Source organism: Streptomyces sp. NPDC047043, assembly GCF_040644055.1.
Taxonomy (GTDB): Bacteria; Actinomycetota; Actinomycetes; order Streptomycetales; family Streptomycetaceae; genus Streptomyces.
Map to the genome: position 1 here is coordinate 32496 of NZ_JBEYVO010000054.1, position 17189 is coordinate 49684.

Annotated in this window: 12 protein-coding genes and 1 pseudogene; 5 read left to right on the plus strand and 8 right to left on the minus strand. The window is 70.2% G+C overall.

Annotation, left to right across the window (positions count from 1 at the left end; all coding sequences use genetic code 11):
- Nucleotides 1-1386 carry an amino acid permease gene (locus ABZ880_RS50975; RefSeq protein ID WP_361278053.1) on the minus strand — a complete coding sequence of 462 codons (1386 nt, stop codon included), beginning with the start codon at nucleotides 1384-1386 and terminating at the stop codon, nucleotides 1-3.
- Between the two features lie 125 nt (nucleotides 1387-1511).
- Between ABZ880_RS50975 and mmuM the strand changes: the two genes are divergently transcribed.
- The 4 genes and pseudogenes from mmuM (at nucleotide 1512) to ABZ880_RS50995 (ending at nucleotide 4643) form a co-directional block, all read left to right on the plus strand.
- Nucleotides 1512-2435: a homocysteine S-methyltransferase gene (gene mmuM, locus ABZ880_RS50980; protein WP_361278055.1), complete on the plus strand. Its 924-nt coding sequence runs from the start codon at nucleotides 1512-1514 to the stop codon at nucleotides 2433-2435.
- A gap of 105 nt (nucleotides 2436-2540) precedes the next feature.
- Nucleotides 2541-3716, plus strand: coding sequence for a LacI family DNA-binding transcriptional regulator (locus tag ABZ880_RS50985; protein ID WP_361278057.1), 1176 nt, complete (start codon nucleotides 2541-2543; stop codon nucleotides 3714-3716).
- Nucleotides 3614-4495 (plus strand): annotated as a pseudogene (locus tag ABZ880_RS50990) (beta-L-arabinofuranosidase domain-containing protein); the annotation flags it as partial. The gene ABZ880_RS50985 and the pseudogene ABZ880_RS50990, both read left to right, overlap by 103 nt.
- On the plus strand, nucleotides 4389-4643 hold the full coding sequence (locus ABZ880_RS50995; RefSeq protein WP_361278077.1) for a hypothetical protein: 255 nt from the start codon (nucleotides 4389-4391) through the stop codon (nucleotides 4641-4643). The pseudogene ABZ880_RS50990 and the gene ABZ880_RS50995, both read left to right, overlap by 107 nt.
- Here the strand turns inward: ABZ880_RS50995 and ABZ880_RS51000 are convergent.
- From ABZ880_RS51000 to ABZ880_RS51030, 7 genes are all read right to left on the minus strand, one after another.
- Nucleotides 4525-6111 (minus strand): carboxylesterase family protein, encoded by a 1587-nt coding sequence (locus ABZ880_RS51000; protein ID WP_361278059.1) that lies wholly within the window; start codon nucleotides 6109-6111, stop codon nucleotides 4525-4527. The genes ABZ880_RS50995 and ABZ880_RS51000 overlap by 119 nt on opposite strands.
- Nucleotides 6112-6204: 93 nt before the next feature.
- The gene (locus ABZ880_RS51005; protein ID WP_361278061.1) at nucleotides 6205-7461 is read right to left on the minus strand and encodes an alginate lyase family protein; all 1257 of its coding nucleotides are present in this window, start codon (nucleotides 7459-7461) and stop codon (nucleotides 6205-6207) included.
- 28 nt (nucleotides 7462-7489) lie between these two features.
- On the minus strand, nucleotides 7490-10822 hold the full coding sequence (locus ABZ880_RS51010) for an alginate lyase family protein (RefSeq protein WP_361278063.1): 3333 nt from the start codon (nucleotides 10820-10822) through the stop codon (nucleotides 7490-7492).
- A complete protein-coding gene (locus tag ABZ880_RS51015) occupies nucleotides 10819-12348 on the minus strand; it encodes a glycosyl hydrolase family 28 protein (protein WP_361278065.1) in 1530 nt (509 codons plus the stop codon). Before ABZ880_RS51015 ends, ABZ880_RS51010 begins: the two co-directional genes overlap by 4 nt.
- An 89-nt stretch (nucleotides 12349-12437) precedes the next feature.
- Nucleotides 12438-13301, minus strand: coding sequence for a carbohydrate ABC transporter permease (locus ABZ880_RS51020; protein WP_361278067.1), 864 nt, complete (start codon nucleotides 13299-13301; stop codon nucleotides 12438-12440).
- Nucleotides 13298-14296, minus strand: coding sequence for a sugar ABC transporter permease (locus ABZ880_RS51025; RefSeq protein ID WP_361278069.1), 999 nt, complete (start codon nucleotides 14294-14296; stop codon nucleotides 13298-13300). Before ABZ880_RS51025 ends, ABZ880_RS51020 begins: the two co-directional genes overlap by 4 nt.
- Nucleotides 14293-15642 carry an extracellular solute-binding protein gene (locus ABZ880_RS51030; protein WP_361278071.1) on the minus strand — a complete coding sequence of 450 codons (1350 nt, stop codon included), beginning with the start codon at nucleotides 15640-15642 and terminating at the stop codon, nucleotides 14293-14295. The genes ABZ880_RS51025 and ABZ880_RS51030 overlap by 4 nt, the downstream gene beginning before the upstream one ends.
- Nucleotides 15643-16075: 433 nt before the next feature.
- On the opposite strand from ABZ880_RS51030, the gene ABZ880_RS51035 reads away from it, so the two are divergent.
- Complete coding sequence (locus ABZ880_RS51035; protein ID WP_361278073.1) at nucleotides 16076-17089, plus strand: hydroxyacid dehydrogenase; 1014 nt, start codon at nucleotides 16076-16078, stop codon at nucleotides 17087-17089.
- Nucleotides 17090-17189 lie beyond the last annotated feature (100 nt).

Here is a 17189-nt window from a genome sequence, read left to right on the forward strand (position 1 = left end):
TCACGCGGGCAGCGCGGACTCCTCCGCCGCCTCTCGCCGCCGGCCCCGCAGCCACACGTACACCGGGATGCCCGCGAACAGGAACAGCACGCCCTGGTACACGGCCGCGTAACCGGCGCCCGCGATCAGCCAGAAGGAGAACGCGAAGGACAGGGCGGCCACGATCAGGTCGCGGATCAGGCCAGCCGGGCGGACGCGGTCGCGGGTGCCCCGGGCCAGCCAGAACAGTTGGGCGGCGGCCGAGAGGAGGTAGGGGACGCAGCCGGTGAAGGTGGTGATCAGGACCAGGACGCGGAACGTGGTGTCCGGGCCCGCCGTGTAGTTGAGGGCGATGAGCAGCGTGCCGAGGACGGCCACCGCCCAGACGCCGAAGCCGGGCACCCCGCCCTTGCCGACCTTCGCGAACGGCGCCGGGAAGAGTCCGTCGCGTGCGGCGGCGTACGGCATTTGCGCGGCCAGGAGGATCCAGCCGTTGAGGCAGCCGGTGATCGAGGCGACGGCGACCAGGGCGATCGCGGTGCCGCCCCAGGAACCGCCGGTGATCGCGTTCACGGCGTCGGCGAACGGCGCGCCGGAGTTCACCAGCTTGTCGTGCGGGACGAGGCCGAAGACGGCGACCGTGCCGAGGATGTAGACGAGCGCGGAGGCCAGGGTGCCGAGGACGCTTGCGCGGCCGACGTTGCGCTCCGGGTTGTCCACCTCGCCCGCGCTGACCGCGGCCGACTCGACGCCGAGGAAGCTGTAGAGGAGCAGCGCGGCCGCGGCGGCCACCGCGCCCGGCGTGCTCTGGCCGGAGGCGTTGAACGGCCCGAAGTTGTCCGCGTCGACGAAGAAGAGACCGATCGTCGCGACGATCAGCAGCGGCACGAACTTCAGGACGGTGGAGACCACTTGGACCGCGCCGACCCAGCGGGTCCCGGCGAAGTTCGCGGCGGCCGGCAGCCACAGCGCGGCCAGCGCGACGACCGCTTCGAGGGCGTGGTTGCCGTGCAGCGGGATCAGGACGTCGACGTAGCCGACGACCGCGGTGGCGAGGGCGGCGATGCTGACCCAGCACATCGTCCAGTACGACCACGCCGACAGGAACCCGGCGAACGGGCCGAACGCGTCGCGCGGGTACACGTACAGACCGCCGGTGACCGGGCTGCGGCGGGCCAGCCTGCCGAAGAGCAGGGCGAGCAGCACCGCGGCGACCGACAGCACGACGAAGGCGGCCAGGCTGACCGTGCCGTACGGGGCGACGGCGGCGGGCAGCGCGAAGATGCCGCCACCGATGATGTTGCCCATCACCAGCGCGGTGGCGGCGGTCAGGCCGAAGGTGCGGCGGGGAGCGGAGGCGGCGGTCGGCTCCGGTGCGGTGGCCTCGGTGGGGCTGGGGGCAGTCATGGTCGTTCCCGTGCGGAGAGGATGGGGAGGTGCGTGATCGTAACCCGCTGTCCCACATGCTGGGCGATCTGTTCATGTACTGGACACACTCGGCTGCCGGGCATGCATTCGACTAGCGTCATGACATGACCAGCGACTTGGCTCTCCCCTTCACGCAGGCCCTCGCCGCGGGCACGCTCGTGCTCGACGGCGGCATGTCCAACCAGCTCGAGTCCGCCGGGCACGACCTGAGCGACGAGCTGTGGTCGGCACGGCTGCTCGCGGAACGGCCCGAGGCGATCACCGAGGCGCATCTCGCCTACTACGAGGCGGGCGCGGACGTGGCGATCACCGCCAGCTACCAGGCCACGTTCGAGGGCTTCGCAAGGCGCGGGATCAAGCACGCGAAGGCGACAGAACTCATGGCTCTGAGCGTCGAGTTGGCCGTGGACGCGACGCAGGAGGCGTGGGCGAAGGGCTTCAAGCGCCCGCTGTACGTGGCGGCCTCGGTCGGGCCGTACGGGGCGATGCTCGCGGACGGTTCCGAGTACCGGGGCCGGTACGGGCTGAGCGTGGCCGAACTGGCGGCCTTCCACCGGCCCCGCCTGGAGGCGCTGGCGTTCGTCGGGCCCGACGTACTGGCCCTGGAGACGATCCCCGACACCGACGAGGCCGAGGCGCTGCTGCAGGCGGTGCGCGGGCTCGACGTCCCGGCCTGGCTGTCGTACACCGTCGAGGGAGATCGCACCCGCGCCGGCCAGCCCCTGGAGGAGGCCTTCGCCCTTGCCGCCGACGTGGACGAGATCGTCGCGGTCGGCGTCAACTGCTGCGCCCCCGAGGACGTCGACGGCGCGATCGAGACCGCCGCGCGGGTGACCGGCAAGCCGGTCGTCGTCTATCCCAACAGTGGGGAGGTCTGGGACGCGGGGGCCCGTGCCTGGACCGGCCGCTCCTCCTTCACCCCCGAGCAGGTGACAGGCTGGCGTACGGCAGGGGCCCGACTGATCGGCGGGTGCTGCCGGGTGGGGCCGGAGGCGATCGCGGGAATCGCCCGGACGCTGGCGGCGTGAGGGCCGTCCGCATCCGGACCCTGTCGGCTCCCGCAGCGCACTGCTAGCCTCCGCACGGGAACCGGTTGCTGCCGTGTTTCCGCAGTTCGAGGGGGCGAGCCAGGCATGACCAGAAAGAGCGAGGACGCCAGTCGCAGCACCATCAGGGACGTGGCGGCCCGCGCGGGCGTCTCCGCGTCCACCGTGTCCCGGGTGCTCGGCGGGGTCTACCCCGTGAGCGGGGCCACCCGGACCCGCGTGATGCGGGCCGTCCGCGAGATGGACTACGTCGCCGACGCACGCGCCAAGGCGGTCGCCGGTGTCGGGACGCCCACGCTCGCGTTCGTGCTGGAGGACATCACCGGGCCCTCGTTCGCGCACATGGCGTACGGCGTGGAGCGGGAGGCGACGCGGCTCGGGCATCTGTGTCTGGTGTGCAGCACCAAGGGGGACGTGCAGCACGAGCTGGAGTTCGTGGAGATGATGCGCGCCCAGCGCGCCGCCGCCGTGATCCTGGTGGGCGGCGCCGCCGACACCCCCGAGTACCGCGAGCGCACCCGCCGTATCGCCGACTCCCTCGCCTCGGCCGGTTCACGGCTGGTGCTGTGCGGGCGGCCGCCGCTCGGCCCGGGCGCTCCGGTGACGGTCATCGAGTACGACAACGAAGGCGGCGCCTACGCCCTGGTCGCCCACGTCCTCTCCCAGGGCCACCGGCGCATCCTCTTCCTCGGCGGCAGGTCCGACCACACCACCGCCCAGGGCCGTGAGCGCGGCTTTCTCGCCGCCCATCGCGCCCGCGGTCTCGAACCCGACCCGGCGCTGCTCCTGCACGGCGACTTCACCCGCGACTCCGGCCACCGGCTGATGCGCCAAGCCCTGAAGGAGGGGCTGGAGTTCACGGCCGTGGTGGCCGCCACCGACATGGTCGCGGCCGGTGCGCTGACCGCGCTGCACGAGGCAGGGCTGGACGTGCCGGGCGATGTTTCGCTTGCCGGTTACGACGACATTCCGTTCGCCCGCGATCTGCACCCGGCGCTGACCACGGTCCATGTGCCGTACGAGGAGCTCGGCCGTCTCGCCGTCCGTACCGCCCTGGGCCGCACCCCGGAGACGCCGGACGAGCATCTGCTGCTGGGGACGCATGTGGTGGTGCGGGACTCGGTGGCGGCGGTGAAGGAGCAGGAACGAGCGCCGGTCCGATCCGCTTCACCGGCCATGCGTGCACCACGCTCCGCCCGCCCGGCGCCGCCCGCATCACCGGCGGATTCCGGGCCGACCGACGCAGGACGAACGCCGAGGTGAGCATCGCGCAGGGCCCGGCGCGGCTGGAGGCGGCCGGGAACCTGGCCGACCTGCGGGCCGCCGCCCACGGCGACGACGCCTTCACGGGCGACTACCCGTTCCAGGACTCCGACGTCCACAAGTGGCTGGAGGCCGCTTCCCGGCAACTCGCCGACCAGCCGGAGAACGCCGAACTGGTCTCGCACGTCGATGAGTTGATCCGTCTGCTGGCCGCCGCCCAGGAGCCCGACGGCTATCTGCAGACGTACTTCCAGGTCGCCCGTCCGCAGAAGCGGTGGCAGGACCTGCGCCGGGGACACGAGTTGTACTGTGCGGGCCATCTCATCCAGGCCGCCGTCGCACACCGCCGGGCGACCGGCCGCGACGAACTGCTCGCCGTCGCCGTACGGTTCGCGGTGCTGATCGACTCGGTGTTCGGCGCGGACAAGGCGGTCGACGGCCTGTGCGGGCACCCCGGGATCGAGACCGAGCTGGTGGAGCGGTACCGGGAGACGCAGGAGCGGCGGTGGCTGGAGCTCGCCGCGTACTTCGTCGAGCGGCGCGGTCACGGCGTCCTCGACGGCGAGCGGCGCCCGGGCGCCGTGTACTGGCACGACCATGTCCCGGTGCGCGAGGCCACCACGGTCGCCGGGCACGCCGTACGACAGCTGTATCTGCTGGCCGGAGCCACCGATCTCGCGGCGGAGACCGACGACGCGTACCTGCGGGCCTCGCCGGAGCGGCTCTGGGCCGCGACGGCGGGCACGAAGACGTATCTCACCGGCGGGGTCGGCTCCCGAGCCGGACCTGCTGGGCGGGGTCACCGTGGTCAGTGCCGACGGACGGATCCGGGGATCCGCAGACGCCGTACGACTGACCGCAGTTCCGTACCGCGCATGGGCGAACCGTCGACCGGGACCGATGCGGGTGTGGATTCCGGAGTCCTGAGGGCGTCGGCGGTCCACAGGGCGAGCTCGAAGTCCCGGGGGCCGTGGACGGTGCGCGGCTCGTCCGCGTCGAAGATCCGCACGGGGTGGGTCGCGTCCCAGCGCTCCCAGCCCGGGTTCCCGTCGGCCGCGAACCGCACCCACGCCGCGTGCATGGCGTCGGCCAGCTCCTGCGGGGCGTCCTCGCCGGCCAGCTTGCGCGATTCCGGTACGTCGCCGGTGTCGAAGACGAAGCCGAGCTCCAGGGCGTGGCAGGAGCCCAGGTCGGGGAGGCTGGAGGGCCAGGCGAACTCGTAGACGTGCGACATGTCGGGGCGGGCGTCGGCCAGGCGGTGCAGGGGGATGCGCAGGAGGTGGTCGGTGACCATCTGGCCGACGATCTCGGCGGCGCCGGCCTCCGGGTGCAGGGCGCGGTAGCCGCGGGGCACCTCGGTGCCGCAGTGGCAGCGGGCCATGGCGCCGGCGAAAGCGACCGCGCCGAGCCGGTCGACGCGCTCCAGCAGGCCGCCGGGGACGAGCCAGAGGCGGTACTCCTCGCTGGTCCAGCCCAGCATCAGGTCCACGTCCTTGGCCGCGTCGCCGTCGACCAGGGCCTCCAGGGGGTCGCGCGGGACGAGGTCGCCGTCGACGACGATGCCGAAGGAGGGGCCGCCGAGCACCGGGCTGCTGAGCTTGCCGACCTCGGCCTGGGTGCGCAGCAGCAGGTCACGGTCGACCTCGGCGAAGGCCGCCGCGGTGGCCGGGATCTTCAGGCGGGTGGCCATACGGCGCACCATGCGCCGTACCTTGTCCCGCTCGAACGCCTCGGGCGGCCCGCTCTGCAGGACCGCCCGTCGCATCAGCCCCTGCGCCTGCGGGGCGGCCAGCAGGGCGCCGATGCTGATCGCCCCCGCCGACTGGCCCGCGAGGGTGACCTTGCCGGGGTCGCCGCCGAAGGCCGCGATGGACTCGTGCACCCACTTGAGGGCGGCGAGCTGGTCGCGCAGGCCGGGGTTGGCGGGGGCGTCCGGGAACAGTCCGTAGCCCTCCACTCCCAGCCGGTAGTTCACCGAGACGAAGACGACGCCGTCGCGGGCGAAGTTCCGCCCGTCGTACACCGGCACGGCGGAGGAACCCCTGGTCAGAGCGCCGCCATGCAGCCACACCAGGACCGGGAGGCGGGCCCCGGGGCCCGGCTCCGGCGTCCAGACGTTCAGGTTCAGGCAGTCGTCACCGGGCACCACCGGGTCGGACAGGTACTTCTCGAAGGCTTCGGAGTACGGCGGCTTCGGCGGTGTCGGCCCGAAGGAGCCCGCGTCGCGCACGCCGTCCCAGGGATCGGGCGGGACGGGCGGCCGGAACCGGCGCGGGCCGAAGGGGGGTGCGGCGTACGGGATGCCCCGGAACACCGCGATCCCCTGCTCGTACCGGCCGCGTACGGCCCCGTGGGGCGTGCTCACCACGGGGTCCGCCTGGACTGCTGTCGTCATACGCCCACCAGCCTCCTCACCGCACTACTGCACCGGTAACAACAGAGCACCACAGGTCGCCCCGGTATTCCGGTGCAGAGCGCGATTCGGCGGCTACTTGGCGTACATCAGGGTGCCGAAGCCCAGCTGGTCGTAGCCGCCGCTGTCGGAGCCGTAGTCACCTCCCCCGCCCTCGGGAGCGAGGGAGTAGTACATCGACGAGATGTACTTGTCGTCCAGGTGGATGCGCCGGTTGTAGTGGAAGTGGAGCACCGCCCACACGGGGCGGACCTGGCCGCGGGAGGCGGAGGAGATCACCGTCTGGGAGGACTGGGCGCAGCTCTGCCCGGTGCCCCAGGTGTAGGTGGTGAAGGGGACGTCGTTGCCGAGGTTGTACTTCGCGACGTACTGGGCGGCCTTCATGAAGCGACGGCTGTCGTACGAGTACAGGTCGTCGCCCTGGTTCCAGGCCATCTCGCAGATGGCGCCCATCTGGCCCATGCCCATGACGGTGTGGCCCTGGTCGCGGCCGGACTCCTGCCACTGGCCGAGCCCGTAGCCGTCGGAGTCGGTGTACAGGTACGGCACCGCGTGCGCGATGGAGCCGTTGCCCGCGCCCGACTTGAAGTACGTGACGGCCTGGTCGTACTTGGCGCTGTCCTCGTTGAGGATCCCGATGGCCAGGATCGAGGCCATGTTGCACAGGTCCCAGTTGGCCCAGTAGTTGGTGATGCAGGCGTCGTTGTGGTTGGTCAGGAAGCTGTTGTTGAGCGGGTAGAAGACCTTGATCAGCATCTCCTGGGCGGCGGCGAGGTCGAAGTCGCCGTAGTCCCGCATCAGTTCGCAGGCGTTCGCGAACTGCCAGCCGTAGAGGCCGGAGGCGAGGAAGCGGTCCGCGTTGCCGGTGACCGAGGTCAGCGTCGTGGACCAGGCGTTGAGGATCCTGGCGGCACAGGCCGCGTTGGCCTCGGTGCCGCCGACCTTCCAGCGCAGGGCGTTCTGGTAGGCGGCGGCGATGTCGTTGTAGAGCAGGCTGTAGTTCTGTCCGTCCCCGCCGCGGATGATCGTGGCGGTGGCCCGGTTGGTCCAGGTGGACTGCGAGTGGGAGTTGGCGGTCAGCCTGTTCCAGCCGGACAGCCAGGGGTCGGTGCCGGCCGCGACCTTGACCTTGGCGCGGTTGATGTCGCCGGCGTTGTGCAGCATGCCGGGGTGGGTCCAGGTCGACGGTGCCGCGCCGGCGGGGCTGCCCGCCAGCGCGGCCGCCGAGCCTCCGAGGGCGAGTGCGGCTGTGAGACCGCCGGCGGTCCTCAGCAGACCGCGACGGCTCAACTCGCCTTGCTCAGGGGACTGGTGGGGGGAAATGCGGCTCATTTTGTGCGACTCCAATCCGTGGGGGGATTCAGTCGGGGGTGATGCTCACCTCTTCGAACTGGGCGGTGCCGAGGGCCAGCGGGCTGCGCGAGCAGACCACCAGACCCACGTGGAAGGGGGCGTCACCGAAGCCGGGGATCTCGCCGGAGGGGAGTGCGGTCCAGGTGGCGCCGTCATCGGTGGAAACCTCGGCGGCGAAGGCGGTCCCGGTGCGCTTCAGCCGCAGCAGCAGGGGCAGTTGGACGCTGGCGGTGCCGGAGAAGGCGGAGGCGCCGGCCACGGTCTTGCGCAGCATCAGCTGCGCCGAGGTCCCGCCGGTGACGATCGCCCCGGCGGCCTGGTCGAACGGTGACAGGGACTTGGCCATCAGCAGGCCCACCCGGTCGGCGGTGGCTCCGCCGCGGGAGACCAGCCGGGCGGTGACCGTGCAGTCGCCGGTGACGGGCTGACGTACGAACTGCCCTGTCATTCCCTGGTTGTTGACGGTCAGGTCGGCGCCCGCGCCGCGGACCGTGAAGGTCCCGTCCTGGTACGACGTACTGCCCGGCGTGCGGATCGCCACCACGCCGAGCGTCCCGTACGCCCGGTCGTCGAGGATCACGTCGCCGAGGTCGCCGTAGCTCCAGGGGGCGGGCGGGGGTGTGCCGATGGTGAGGGTGAGGGTGGCGGACCCGTCTCCGGCCGCGTTGCCGGCGGTGGTGGAGACGGCGAACGCCCCGGTCTCGTTGGGGGTTCCGCAGATCAGGCCGGTACGTTTGTCGACGCGCAGGCCGTCGGGGAGGCCGTCCGCGGTGAAGCGGATCGGCTCGTGCGAGGCGCGCAGCAGGTGGCGGAAGGGTACCCCCTTGTTGGCGAACGCCGTTGTCGCGGAGGTGAGTTGGGGCGCGGAGGGCGTGGGCATCTGGGCGGACGCCGGCTCCGAGAGGGGTCCGCGACCGCCGGCGTTCGTCTTCGCGACCACGTAGTGGTACGTCGCGCCGGGCGCGCCCGTGGCGTCCGTGTACCGGATGCGGGTGCCGAAGCCGACGGGACCGATGCCGGTCGCGACGGTGTGGTACGGGCCGTCGGCGTCCGTGGCGCGCAGCACCTTGTAGCGGGCGGAGAGGTCCGGGTCGGTCCAGGTCAGCTCGACGGCGTCGGCGCCACTCACGGCCTTGAGGTTCCCGGCGGCCCGGGGCGGCTTCTGCACGGACCACACCTCGCCCGACGCCGAGGTCACGGTGACGTTGTCGAAGGCGCCGGTGCCGGTCTCGGCGTAGTCCTGGTCGACGCCGAGGCAGGAGGTGAGGACGAGACCGGCGTGGGCGGTGTGCCCCAACTCGACCTCGGTGGAGCCGACTTGGGTCCAGCGGATGCCGTCCGGGGAGATCGCTCCCGTGCAGCGGCGGCCCTTGCGGGTGAGGCGGACCCAGTACGGCGCCCGCAGCCGGTAGCCGTCGCCCGCGCCCTCGACGTACGGGGCCTCGAGCGGGGTCGCCGAGTCGGGCAGCGCGCCGAGGTTGGAGATCGGGAAGGCCGCGTTGGCGGTGATCGCGGCCTGCTGGGTGGGCGGCACGGGTGTGCTGCCGGTCGCCGAGATGTCGGCGCCGTCGCTCGGCCGTACGCTCCACACACCGCTCCAGGTGTGCAGCGGCAGCCCCTGGATCAGCATGGCGGCGTGCGGCGCGTCCGCTTCGAGGGAGGCGCGGAGGGTGACGCCGATCTTGGAGTACTGGGAGCTGAGCGGCCACACGATGCGCGCGGTGACCGTGCCGTCGCCGGGCAACGGCAGATGGACGAGACGATAGGTGTCGGCGGTGCCGCTCGCCTCCAGGACGAAGCGCTCGCCGTCGAAGGCGGCGGAACCGGGGAGCTTGACGCTGTCGAGATCCTGGGTGGCCCAGGGCCCCGGGAGCCCGGCGGTGGCGGACGCGATGCCCGAATCGCCGCTGCTGCCCTGGGAGTTGGTGGCGGTGACCGTGTAGCAGTAGGTCCGGCCCGGGCGTGCGGCGTCGTCGGTGTGGGTGGTCTTCTCGACGCCGGTGGCGATCGTCTCGTACGGGCCCTCGGGCTTGGTGGCCCGGCGGACGGTGTACGTGCTCGCCCACAAGGACGGCAGCCAACTCACGCTGACGGCGTCGGAGTTGCCTACCGCGGTGATGCCCGAGGGAGCCGTCGGCACGGTGGACGAGGGGGCCGTCGCGCCGGCGTAGGCGAAGGTGCCCCAGCTGGGCAGGTCGTCGTTGCTGCCCTCGACGACGCGGGCGCCGCCGGTGCCGCGGAAGACGGCGGCCTTGGTGTACGGGGCGTCGATGCCGCGGACGCCGGCGTAGTGCGCGTAGGCCATCTCGTAGATGGGCGGGAGGTTGCCGCGGCCGGTGGCGGAGACGGCCGTCTTGATGTACTTGCCGGTGCGGTCGAGGTCGGGGGTGAAGGGGACGTCGCCGCCGAGGTTGTAGCGGGCGGCGTACTCGAAGTTGGCGAGTATGCGGTTGCCGTCGAAGCCCCACAGATCGACGCCCTGGTTCCAGGCGACCTGGGCGATGTCGCCGGTCAGGCCGACGGCGAGCTGTTCGTGGCCCTGGTCGCGGCCGGACTCCTGGCCTTGTCCTGCGTTGGTGACGATGCGGTGCGGGATGCTGCCGTTGCCGGCCCCGGCCGCGGCGAAGCGCAGGGCGTCCTCGAAGAGGACGGGCTCCTCGCAGAACACGCCGATGGCCAGGATGGTCTGAAGTGCCGTCAGGTCCCAGTTGCCGTTGGCGTAGAGCATGTAGCCGGAGACGGCCGGATACCAGACGTCGAGGAAGGACCGCTCACAGCGGGCGATGTCCGCCTCCGCCCAGCCGTCGTAGTCGCTGTGGCGCAGCAGTTCGGCCGCGTTGACGAACTTGAAGGCCTGGAGCCCGGCGCCGAGCGGGCCGTCGGCTCCGGTGATCGCCGTCAGGGACGCCGACCAGGCGCCCAGGATGTCGCGGGCCTTGTCGGCGTTCGCCCGGTTGCCGGTGACGGCCCACATGAGGGCGTTCTGGTAGGCGGCGGCCGAGTCGGCGACGGCCTGGTTCTGGAAGTTGGTGGGGCCGCGGCCCCAGGTGGTGATCTGGCCGGTGTTCTGGATCGTGTACGTCGACTGCGAACGGGCGTGCGCGGCGAACGCCAAGTAGCCGTCGTGGACAGGCGATTGCTTGGCGGCGACGGCGGCCTTCATACGGGCGAGGTCGTCGGCGGTGTGCAGCAGACCGGGGTGGGTGAAGCCCCGGCTGCCGCTCTCGTTCCCGGCCGCCCGGGCGGCGCCCGGCACGAGCAGTGCGCTCGCACCGGAGGCCAGCAGCAGGGCCGCCGCGCCACCGAGGAAGCCCCGGCGGCTGGTAGCAGATGTGATCATGACGCGGCGGCCGCCTCGGCCTCGGCGGTCGTGATGAACTTCAGGTTCGTCACGTGCTCGTTGTAGAACCACTGGACGGCGTCGGTGGTGTAGTACCAGCTCGGTTTCTTCATGGAGTCGGCGATGACGACGCCGTTGATCACCAGGTTCTCGAAGGTGACGTTCTTGATGGCGTGGTCGGCGTCGTAGCCGAGGAACAGCGACGGGTTGGCGTGGGTGCCCGTGTAGCTGAGGTTCTTGACGTAGACGTCCTCGATGCCGCGGCCGACCGAGGTGTTGTACTTCGTGTTGTACATGACCTTCATGTAGATGACCTGGCCCCAGCGGAAGTCCTCGATCCGGACGTCCTCGATCCGGACGTTGCTGATGAGGTTGGAGTCGCCGGGGTTGAGGGCGATGCAGCCCTGGTAGTTCATCTGCGGTTCGCGGTGGTCGAGGATGTCGATGTTCTTGATGAGGAGGTTCTCGATCGTCTCGGGCGCGTCGGTGTTGCCGTGCGTACCGATGTTGACGGGGTGCGCGACGTCCGCCCACAGGGTGCAGTTCTGCACGGTGATGTTCCGTGTGTCGCCGTAGTAGTCCCAGCGGTGGGCGTAGATCGCGATGCAGTCGTCGGAGTTGCGCAGGAAGCAGCCGTCGAGGACGACGTCGCTGGAGGAGAAGATGTCGATGCCGTCGCCGTTGCCGCGCGAACTGAAGCCGCGGACCTTCTTGTAGCGGACGTTCTCGCTCTGGCCCGTGGTGGAGACGTAACCGCCCCTGGGGTTGAGGACGATGACGTCCTGGGCGGAGATGTTCTTGCTGCCCTCGATGAGGATGCCGTTGTACGGGCTGGCGATCACGCCGTGGCCCCTGACCGCGGCCTTCTCGACGTCCTTGAAGTACACCTGGGCGCTCAGGACGGCACCGCCGGCCAGGTAGACCGTCTTGCCGCTGGGGACGTTGAGGATGTTTCCGGTGACGGTGTGCACGCCGGGGCCGAAGTAGATGACGTCCGGGTCGTCGGCGCTGCACGGGTGGTGGTCGACGTGGTTGGTGATGATGTGCAGGCAGTCGAAGATCTCGTCGTTGATCTGGACGACGAGGTCCTTCGGCTCGTCGAGGGTGAACACCAGGGTGTCCCCGCCGAGTTCGGGCTTGATGCCGTACGAGTCCGGTCTCACCCGGGCCTTGGTGGTGCCGCCCTTGAGGTACGTCACCTCGATCTCGACGGAGCCCTGGAAGTCGAAGTACACCATCGAGGAGTTGTAGACCTTGCCCGAGCCGGTGGTCGGGTTGATCTCCTCCAGCTGCGGCCGGTAGATGTCGAGGCTCTGCCAGTCGCCGTCGGGCGCGGTGCGCACCCGCACCTTGAAGCTGGTGTTGGTCGGCATGGTGGACGGACGGGGGTAAGTGACAAGCTTCGGCGCGGAGTTGTCCTCGTCGGCGTGGGCCTCCGTGGCCGTCAGACCACCGGACAGACCGGCGGCGAGCACAGTGGCGCCCGCGGCCTGAAGGGCGGTGCGGCGGGACAGGGGCGTGTTCATGTGCGACTCCTTTTTGATCGGCTCCTTCGCCTACGGGGCGCTCCAGCCCCCTTCGGCTCAGTCGCGGTGCAACAAGGCGAGAAGAAGGGCTACTTGAGGCCGGACGTGGACATCCCGGAGACGAACCCGCGCTGCGCGACGAGGAAGATCAGCAGGATCGGGACGACGTACATCACGGAGGCGGCGGCCTGGAGGTTGGTGACCGGCGTGCCGGCCGAGGAGACATAGGTGGACATCACGGCGACGGCGAGGGTGGACCGGTCGGTGGACAGCAGGAGTTGGGGAGCGATGTAGTCGCCCCAGGTCCAGGTGAAGGCGATGACGAAGCTGGCGGACAGCACCGGCCAGGACTGCGGCAGGAAGATCCGCCAGAAGATCCCGCCGTATCCGCAGCCGTCGACGATCGCCGCCTCCTCCAGCTCACGGGGCAGTCCGGCGAAGAACTGCCGGAAGAGGAAGACCAGATACGGCGCGGACGACAGTCCCCACAGGACCCACGGCCAGTACGTGTCGACCATGCCGAGCTTGGCGAAGATCAGGTAGGTCGGCAGCAGGGTGATCATCTGGGGCAGCATCATCGAGCCGATGAGGATGCCGAACAGGGTCTTCTTGCCGGGTGCGGTCAGGCGGGCGAAGCCGAAGCCGACCCAGGCGGAGCTGACGGTGACCAGGGTGGCGTAAATCGTGGCGATGATCAGGGAGTTGCGGGCGTAGCCCAGGAAGTCGATGAGCTGGTAGGCGTCGGCGAAGTTGTGCCACTGGAAGTGCGCGGGCAGCCAGTGCACGGGCGCGGCGGCCAGTTCGGAGGGGGCCTTCAGACCGGTGAGGACCAGCCAGCCGAACGGCCCGAGGAACATCCCGGTGACGGCGACGAGGACGGTGTAGAGGACGAGGCGGTTGACGCGTATCCGCACGCGGGCCGGAGACTTGGCGTTCAGGCTGGTCGCGGTCACTTCTTCGCCTCCGGGTCGACGTTGTAGAACACCACGCCGGACGTGAACCTGAAGATGAGTCCGGTCGCGATCAGGATCAGGACGAAGAGCACCCACAGCAGTGCGGAGGCGTAGCCGTAGCGGCCGAGCGCGAAGTACTCCGAGAACACATGGATCATGTACGTGTAGTTGGACTGCGGGATCGTGGTGAGGCCGCCCGTGGTCGCGAGGGGCGCCAGCAGCATCGGCATGATGGTCTGCACCGAGGCGATCACCCCGGTCACGGTCTGGAACAGCAGCACCGGCGACAACAGCGGCACGGTGATGCTGCGGAACGACCGCCAGGCACTCGCTCCGTCGATACGGGCCGCCTCGTGGAGTTCGCGGGGCACGTCCTGGAGCCCGGCCAGCGAGATGATCATGACGTTGCCGGCCGCCCAGAGCACGGTCATGACGAGCACGTACCGCGCATAGGGGTCGGCCAGCCAACCGATCGCGTCGAAGCCGAAGAAGGTCAGCACACCGTTCGCGGCACCGGCGTTCTGGTCGAAGAGGTTCTTGAAGGCGATGCCCGCGCCGACCGGCGGCACCACGGCCGGCAGATACAGCAGCGTGCGGAACAGACCGCGCCCCTTGACCGGCCGGTTGATCAGGACGGCGAGCCCGAGCCCCGCGATGATCGAGAGCGGCACCGAGATCACCGCGAACAGGCCCGCGCGGCCCAGCGAGTCCCAGGTCTGCGAATCGCCGATGAGCTCGCGGTAGTTGCCGAGGCCCACGTAGTGCCAGTTCGGCGAGATGCCGTCGTACGTGGTGAAGCTCAGCCACAGCGCGTACGCCATGGGCGCGATGGTCAGCAGCGCGAAGCCGATGATCCACGGCGAGGTGAACATGTAGAAGGCGCGGTGCCTGCGCGTCGTCATCGAGGGCCCGGTGCGGTCGGCGGACCCTGCCCGCCCCGCGCTCCCGGCCGCGCGTGAGCGGCCCGCGACCGACGTAACCTGATCGACCGTCATCCCACCTGCTCCTTACCGCGCTCGAGCTGCTCGTTGATGACCGAGTTCAGGCGTCCCGCGAGGGTGTCGACGGACATCTCGCCCTTCATCGCGGCCGGGGTGACCTGGTTGTAGAGGGACTCGAAGGCGTCGCCCGTGATGTAGGGGGTGAGGGAGACCACCGAGAAGTGCTGCAGCTCGCTCTCCTGCGCCGTCAACGTCCGCTTCTGGTAGTCCGTCTGATGAGGCATCAGCGACCGGAGGGACTTGAGCGTGGGGATGCCCCAGCCGCTGGAGGCGCGCGCCTTGGCCGGTGCCTCGCCGAAGAACCACTCGAAGATCCGCCAGGCGGCGTCCTTGTTCTTCGCCTTGCGCGGCATCCACAGACCGGTGCCGCCCTGACAGGCGCTGATGCGCGGGCCGCCCGCGAAGACCGGGGCGGGAGCCAGACGGGAGACCTGCGCCAGCTTCTTGTCGGTGCCGATCAGACCGCCCATCCAGTAGCCGGTGTTCGACATGGCCAGCCGTCCGGCCTGGTAGGTGGGCCCGTCCCAGCCGTTGGGGTCGGGCTGGACGGCGCTCGGCCCGACCTTGAGCTTGCAGTAGTCGATGTACCAGGCCAGCGCCTTGCGGGCCTCGGGGGTGGTGAAGTCGACGCGGGAGAAGTCGTCGTTGAACAGGCTGCCGCCGGCCGAGGCCGTCATGGTCGCCATGAGCGTGAGCTTCGTCAGCCCGTTGTAGCTGCCGCCGGAGACGGTCGTCTGCCCCTTCGAACGCTGCACGAGACGCTTGGCGTTCTCCAGCCACTCCTCGAAGGTGACGGGCTCGCTCTCGGACGGGTAGTCGACGCCCTTCTTGTCGAAGGCCGCGGTGTTGTACCAGTACATGGAGTCCTGGGAGAAGTCCTTGGCCATGCCGTAGCGGGGGCCCTTGCCCTGGGTTCTGCCGTCGTAGCGCCACAGGTCGTTGACCGGGTCCAGGTCGTCGACCGCGAGGACGCTGCTCTTGGCGAAGTAGGGGTCGAGCTCCTCCATCACGTCCCGGGCCGCGAAGTACGCCGCGTCCGTGGCGCCGACGGCGCGGACCAGGTCCGGCGGATTGCCGCTGGTGAGCATCGCGATCAGCTTGGTGATGTCGTAGTCGACCCGTCTGATCGTGATGCCGGTGTCCTTCTTGGCCTGCTTGACCAGGTCGGGTGAGAGGTCGTCGGCCTTGACCATCATGGTGACGGTCTCGCCCGAGCCGCTCACCCCGGTGGAAACCTGCAGAGCGCAGCCACCGAGTGATGCCGCACCGGCCGCGGCACCGGCTGCCGAGAGGGCGAGAAAGCGGCGGCGGCTCACGGGAGCACCGGCCTGGGAGCGCATGAACTACCCACTCTCTTCGCTGAGATGGATGAGGGAACTCGGACACGCGGCGGGGGGATGGCTGCGGCGTGCGAATGTTTCGGGAACCGGTTGCTATGCGGTGCAGGGAGCTTCCGTCCGGGAGCACGGCACGTCAAGAGGCCTGACGAATTTTCGAAAACTGTGGTCTCGCTGGGTGCAGGGGGCTCAAGTGGTTACGGTGCTGGTCAGACCGGCAACCGGTTGCCGAATCCGCCCCGATGCACGACACGGCCCGGGAAACCGCAGTAACCGATTTCGCCCAGAGCGGGATCAAGGGCCGTAGGCCATAGAAGCGAACCCGCCATCGCGCCGCTCCTCCCACCGATTGACCACCGCTTCGCGACAGACCTACGGTAGAAGGCGCTTTCTGAAACAGTTTCCATTCCGCGTCATCCAGCGTGTCAGGAGAGCCATGCCCAACCCCCAGCCACCGAGGGTCGTGTTCGCGATGGATCCGGTGCACCTCCCCCTGCTCTTCCCTCCGCCGCTCATGGCCCGGCTCAGGCAGGCGTGCGACCTCGACTCCGAGCTCGTCGTACGGGACTTCGCCGATCCGGCCGCCGCCAGGGCCCTCGCCCGGGCCGAGGTGCTCATCACCGGGTGGGGCTGCCCCCACCTCGACGCCGAAGCCCTGGCCGCCGCACCGGAACTGCGCACCGTCCTGCACGCCGCGGGCTCGGTCCGCTCACTCGTGGGCGATGCGGTGTGGGAGCACGGGGTCACCGTCTCCAGCGCGGTGACCGGCAACGCCCTGCCGGTCGCGGAGTACGCCCTGGCGATGATCCTGCTCGCCGGGAAGGACACCTTCACCCACCGCGAGCGCTTCCGAGTCACCCACGCCTACCCGACCGATGCCGAGACCTCGCACACGGGCAACGTCGGCCGCCGGATCGGGATCATCGGCGCCTCGCGCGTGGGCCGCCGGCTGCTGGAACTGCTGCGGCCGTTCGACTTCACGGTGCTGCTCCACGACCCGTACGTCAGCCCCGCCGACGCCGCCGCCCTCGGTGCCGAACTCCTGCCGCTGGACGACCTGTTGCGGCACAGCGACATCGTCTCGCTGCACGCCCCCGACATCCCCGAGACCTACCGCATGCTCGACGCCGGCCGACTCGCGCTCATCCGGGACGGCGGCTTCCTGATCAACACCTCGCGCGGCGCCCTGGTCGACCCCGACGCGCTCACCGACGAGCTGGTCTCCGGCCGGCTGCACGCGATCCTCGACGTCACCGAACCCGAACCGCTGCCCGCCGGTTCGCCGCTGTACCGCCTGCCCAACGTCTTCCTCACCCCGCACATCGCGGGCTCGCTCGGCAACGAGCTGCAGCGCCTCGGCCGTATCGTCGTGGATGAGCTGGAACGCCTGGTCGCGGGCCTGCCACCGGCCCACGAGGTACGGCACTCGGACATGGCCCGTGTCGCGTGAGGGGGCGCCTCTTTTGGCTTCGTTCGCCTCCGGGGGCGCTTTGTGTCGGTGTCGAGAGCCCGATCGTGCTCAGCGCTTCGCGCCTCCGCGCGTTCGGGCT

Bases quoted from the DNA above. Each gene is read 5' to 3' on its own strand.
- ABZ880_RS50975 (WP_361278053.1), bottom strand. From the start codon at position 1,386: ATGACTGCCCCCAGCCCCACCGAGGCCACCGCACCGGAGCCGACCGCC.
- mmuM (WP_361278055.1), top strand. From the start codon at position 1,512: ATGACCAGCGACTTGGCTCTCCCCTTCACGCAGGCCCTCGCCGCGGGC.
- ABZ880_RS50985 (WP_361278057.1), top strand. From the start codon at position 2,541: ATGACCAGAAAGAGCGAGGACGCCAGTCGCAGCACCATCAGGGACGTG.
- ABZ880_RS51000 (WP_361278059.1), bottom strand. From the start codon at position 6,111: ATGACGACAGCAGTCCAGGCGGACCCCGTGGTGAGCACGCCCCACGGG.
- ABZ880_RS51005 (WP_361278061.1), bottom strand. From the start codon at position 7,461: ATGAGCCGCATTTCCCCCCACCAGTCCCCTGAGCAAGGCGAGTTGAGC.
- ABZ880_RS51010 (WP_361278063.1), bottom strand. From the start codon at position 10,822: ATGATCACATCTGCTACCAGCCGCCGGGGCTTCCTCGGTGGCGCGGCG.
- ABZ880_RS51015 (WP_361278065.1), bottom strand. From the start codon at position 12,348: ATGAACACGCCCCTGTCCCGCCGCACCGCCCTTCAGGCCGCGGGCGCC.
- ABZ880_RS51025 (WP_361278069.1), bottom strand. From the start codon at position 14,296: ATGACGGTCGATCAGGTTACGTCGGTCGCGGGCCGCTCACGCGCGGCC.
- ABZ880_RS51030 (WP_361278071.1), bottom strand. From the start codon at position 15,642: ATGCGCTCCCAGGCCGGTGCTCCCGTGAGCCGCCGCCGCTTTCTCGCC.
- ABZ880_RS51035 (WP_361278073.1), top strand. From the start codon at position 16,076: ATGCCCAACCCCCAGCCACCGAGGGTCGTGTTCGCGATGGATCCGGTG.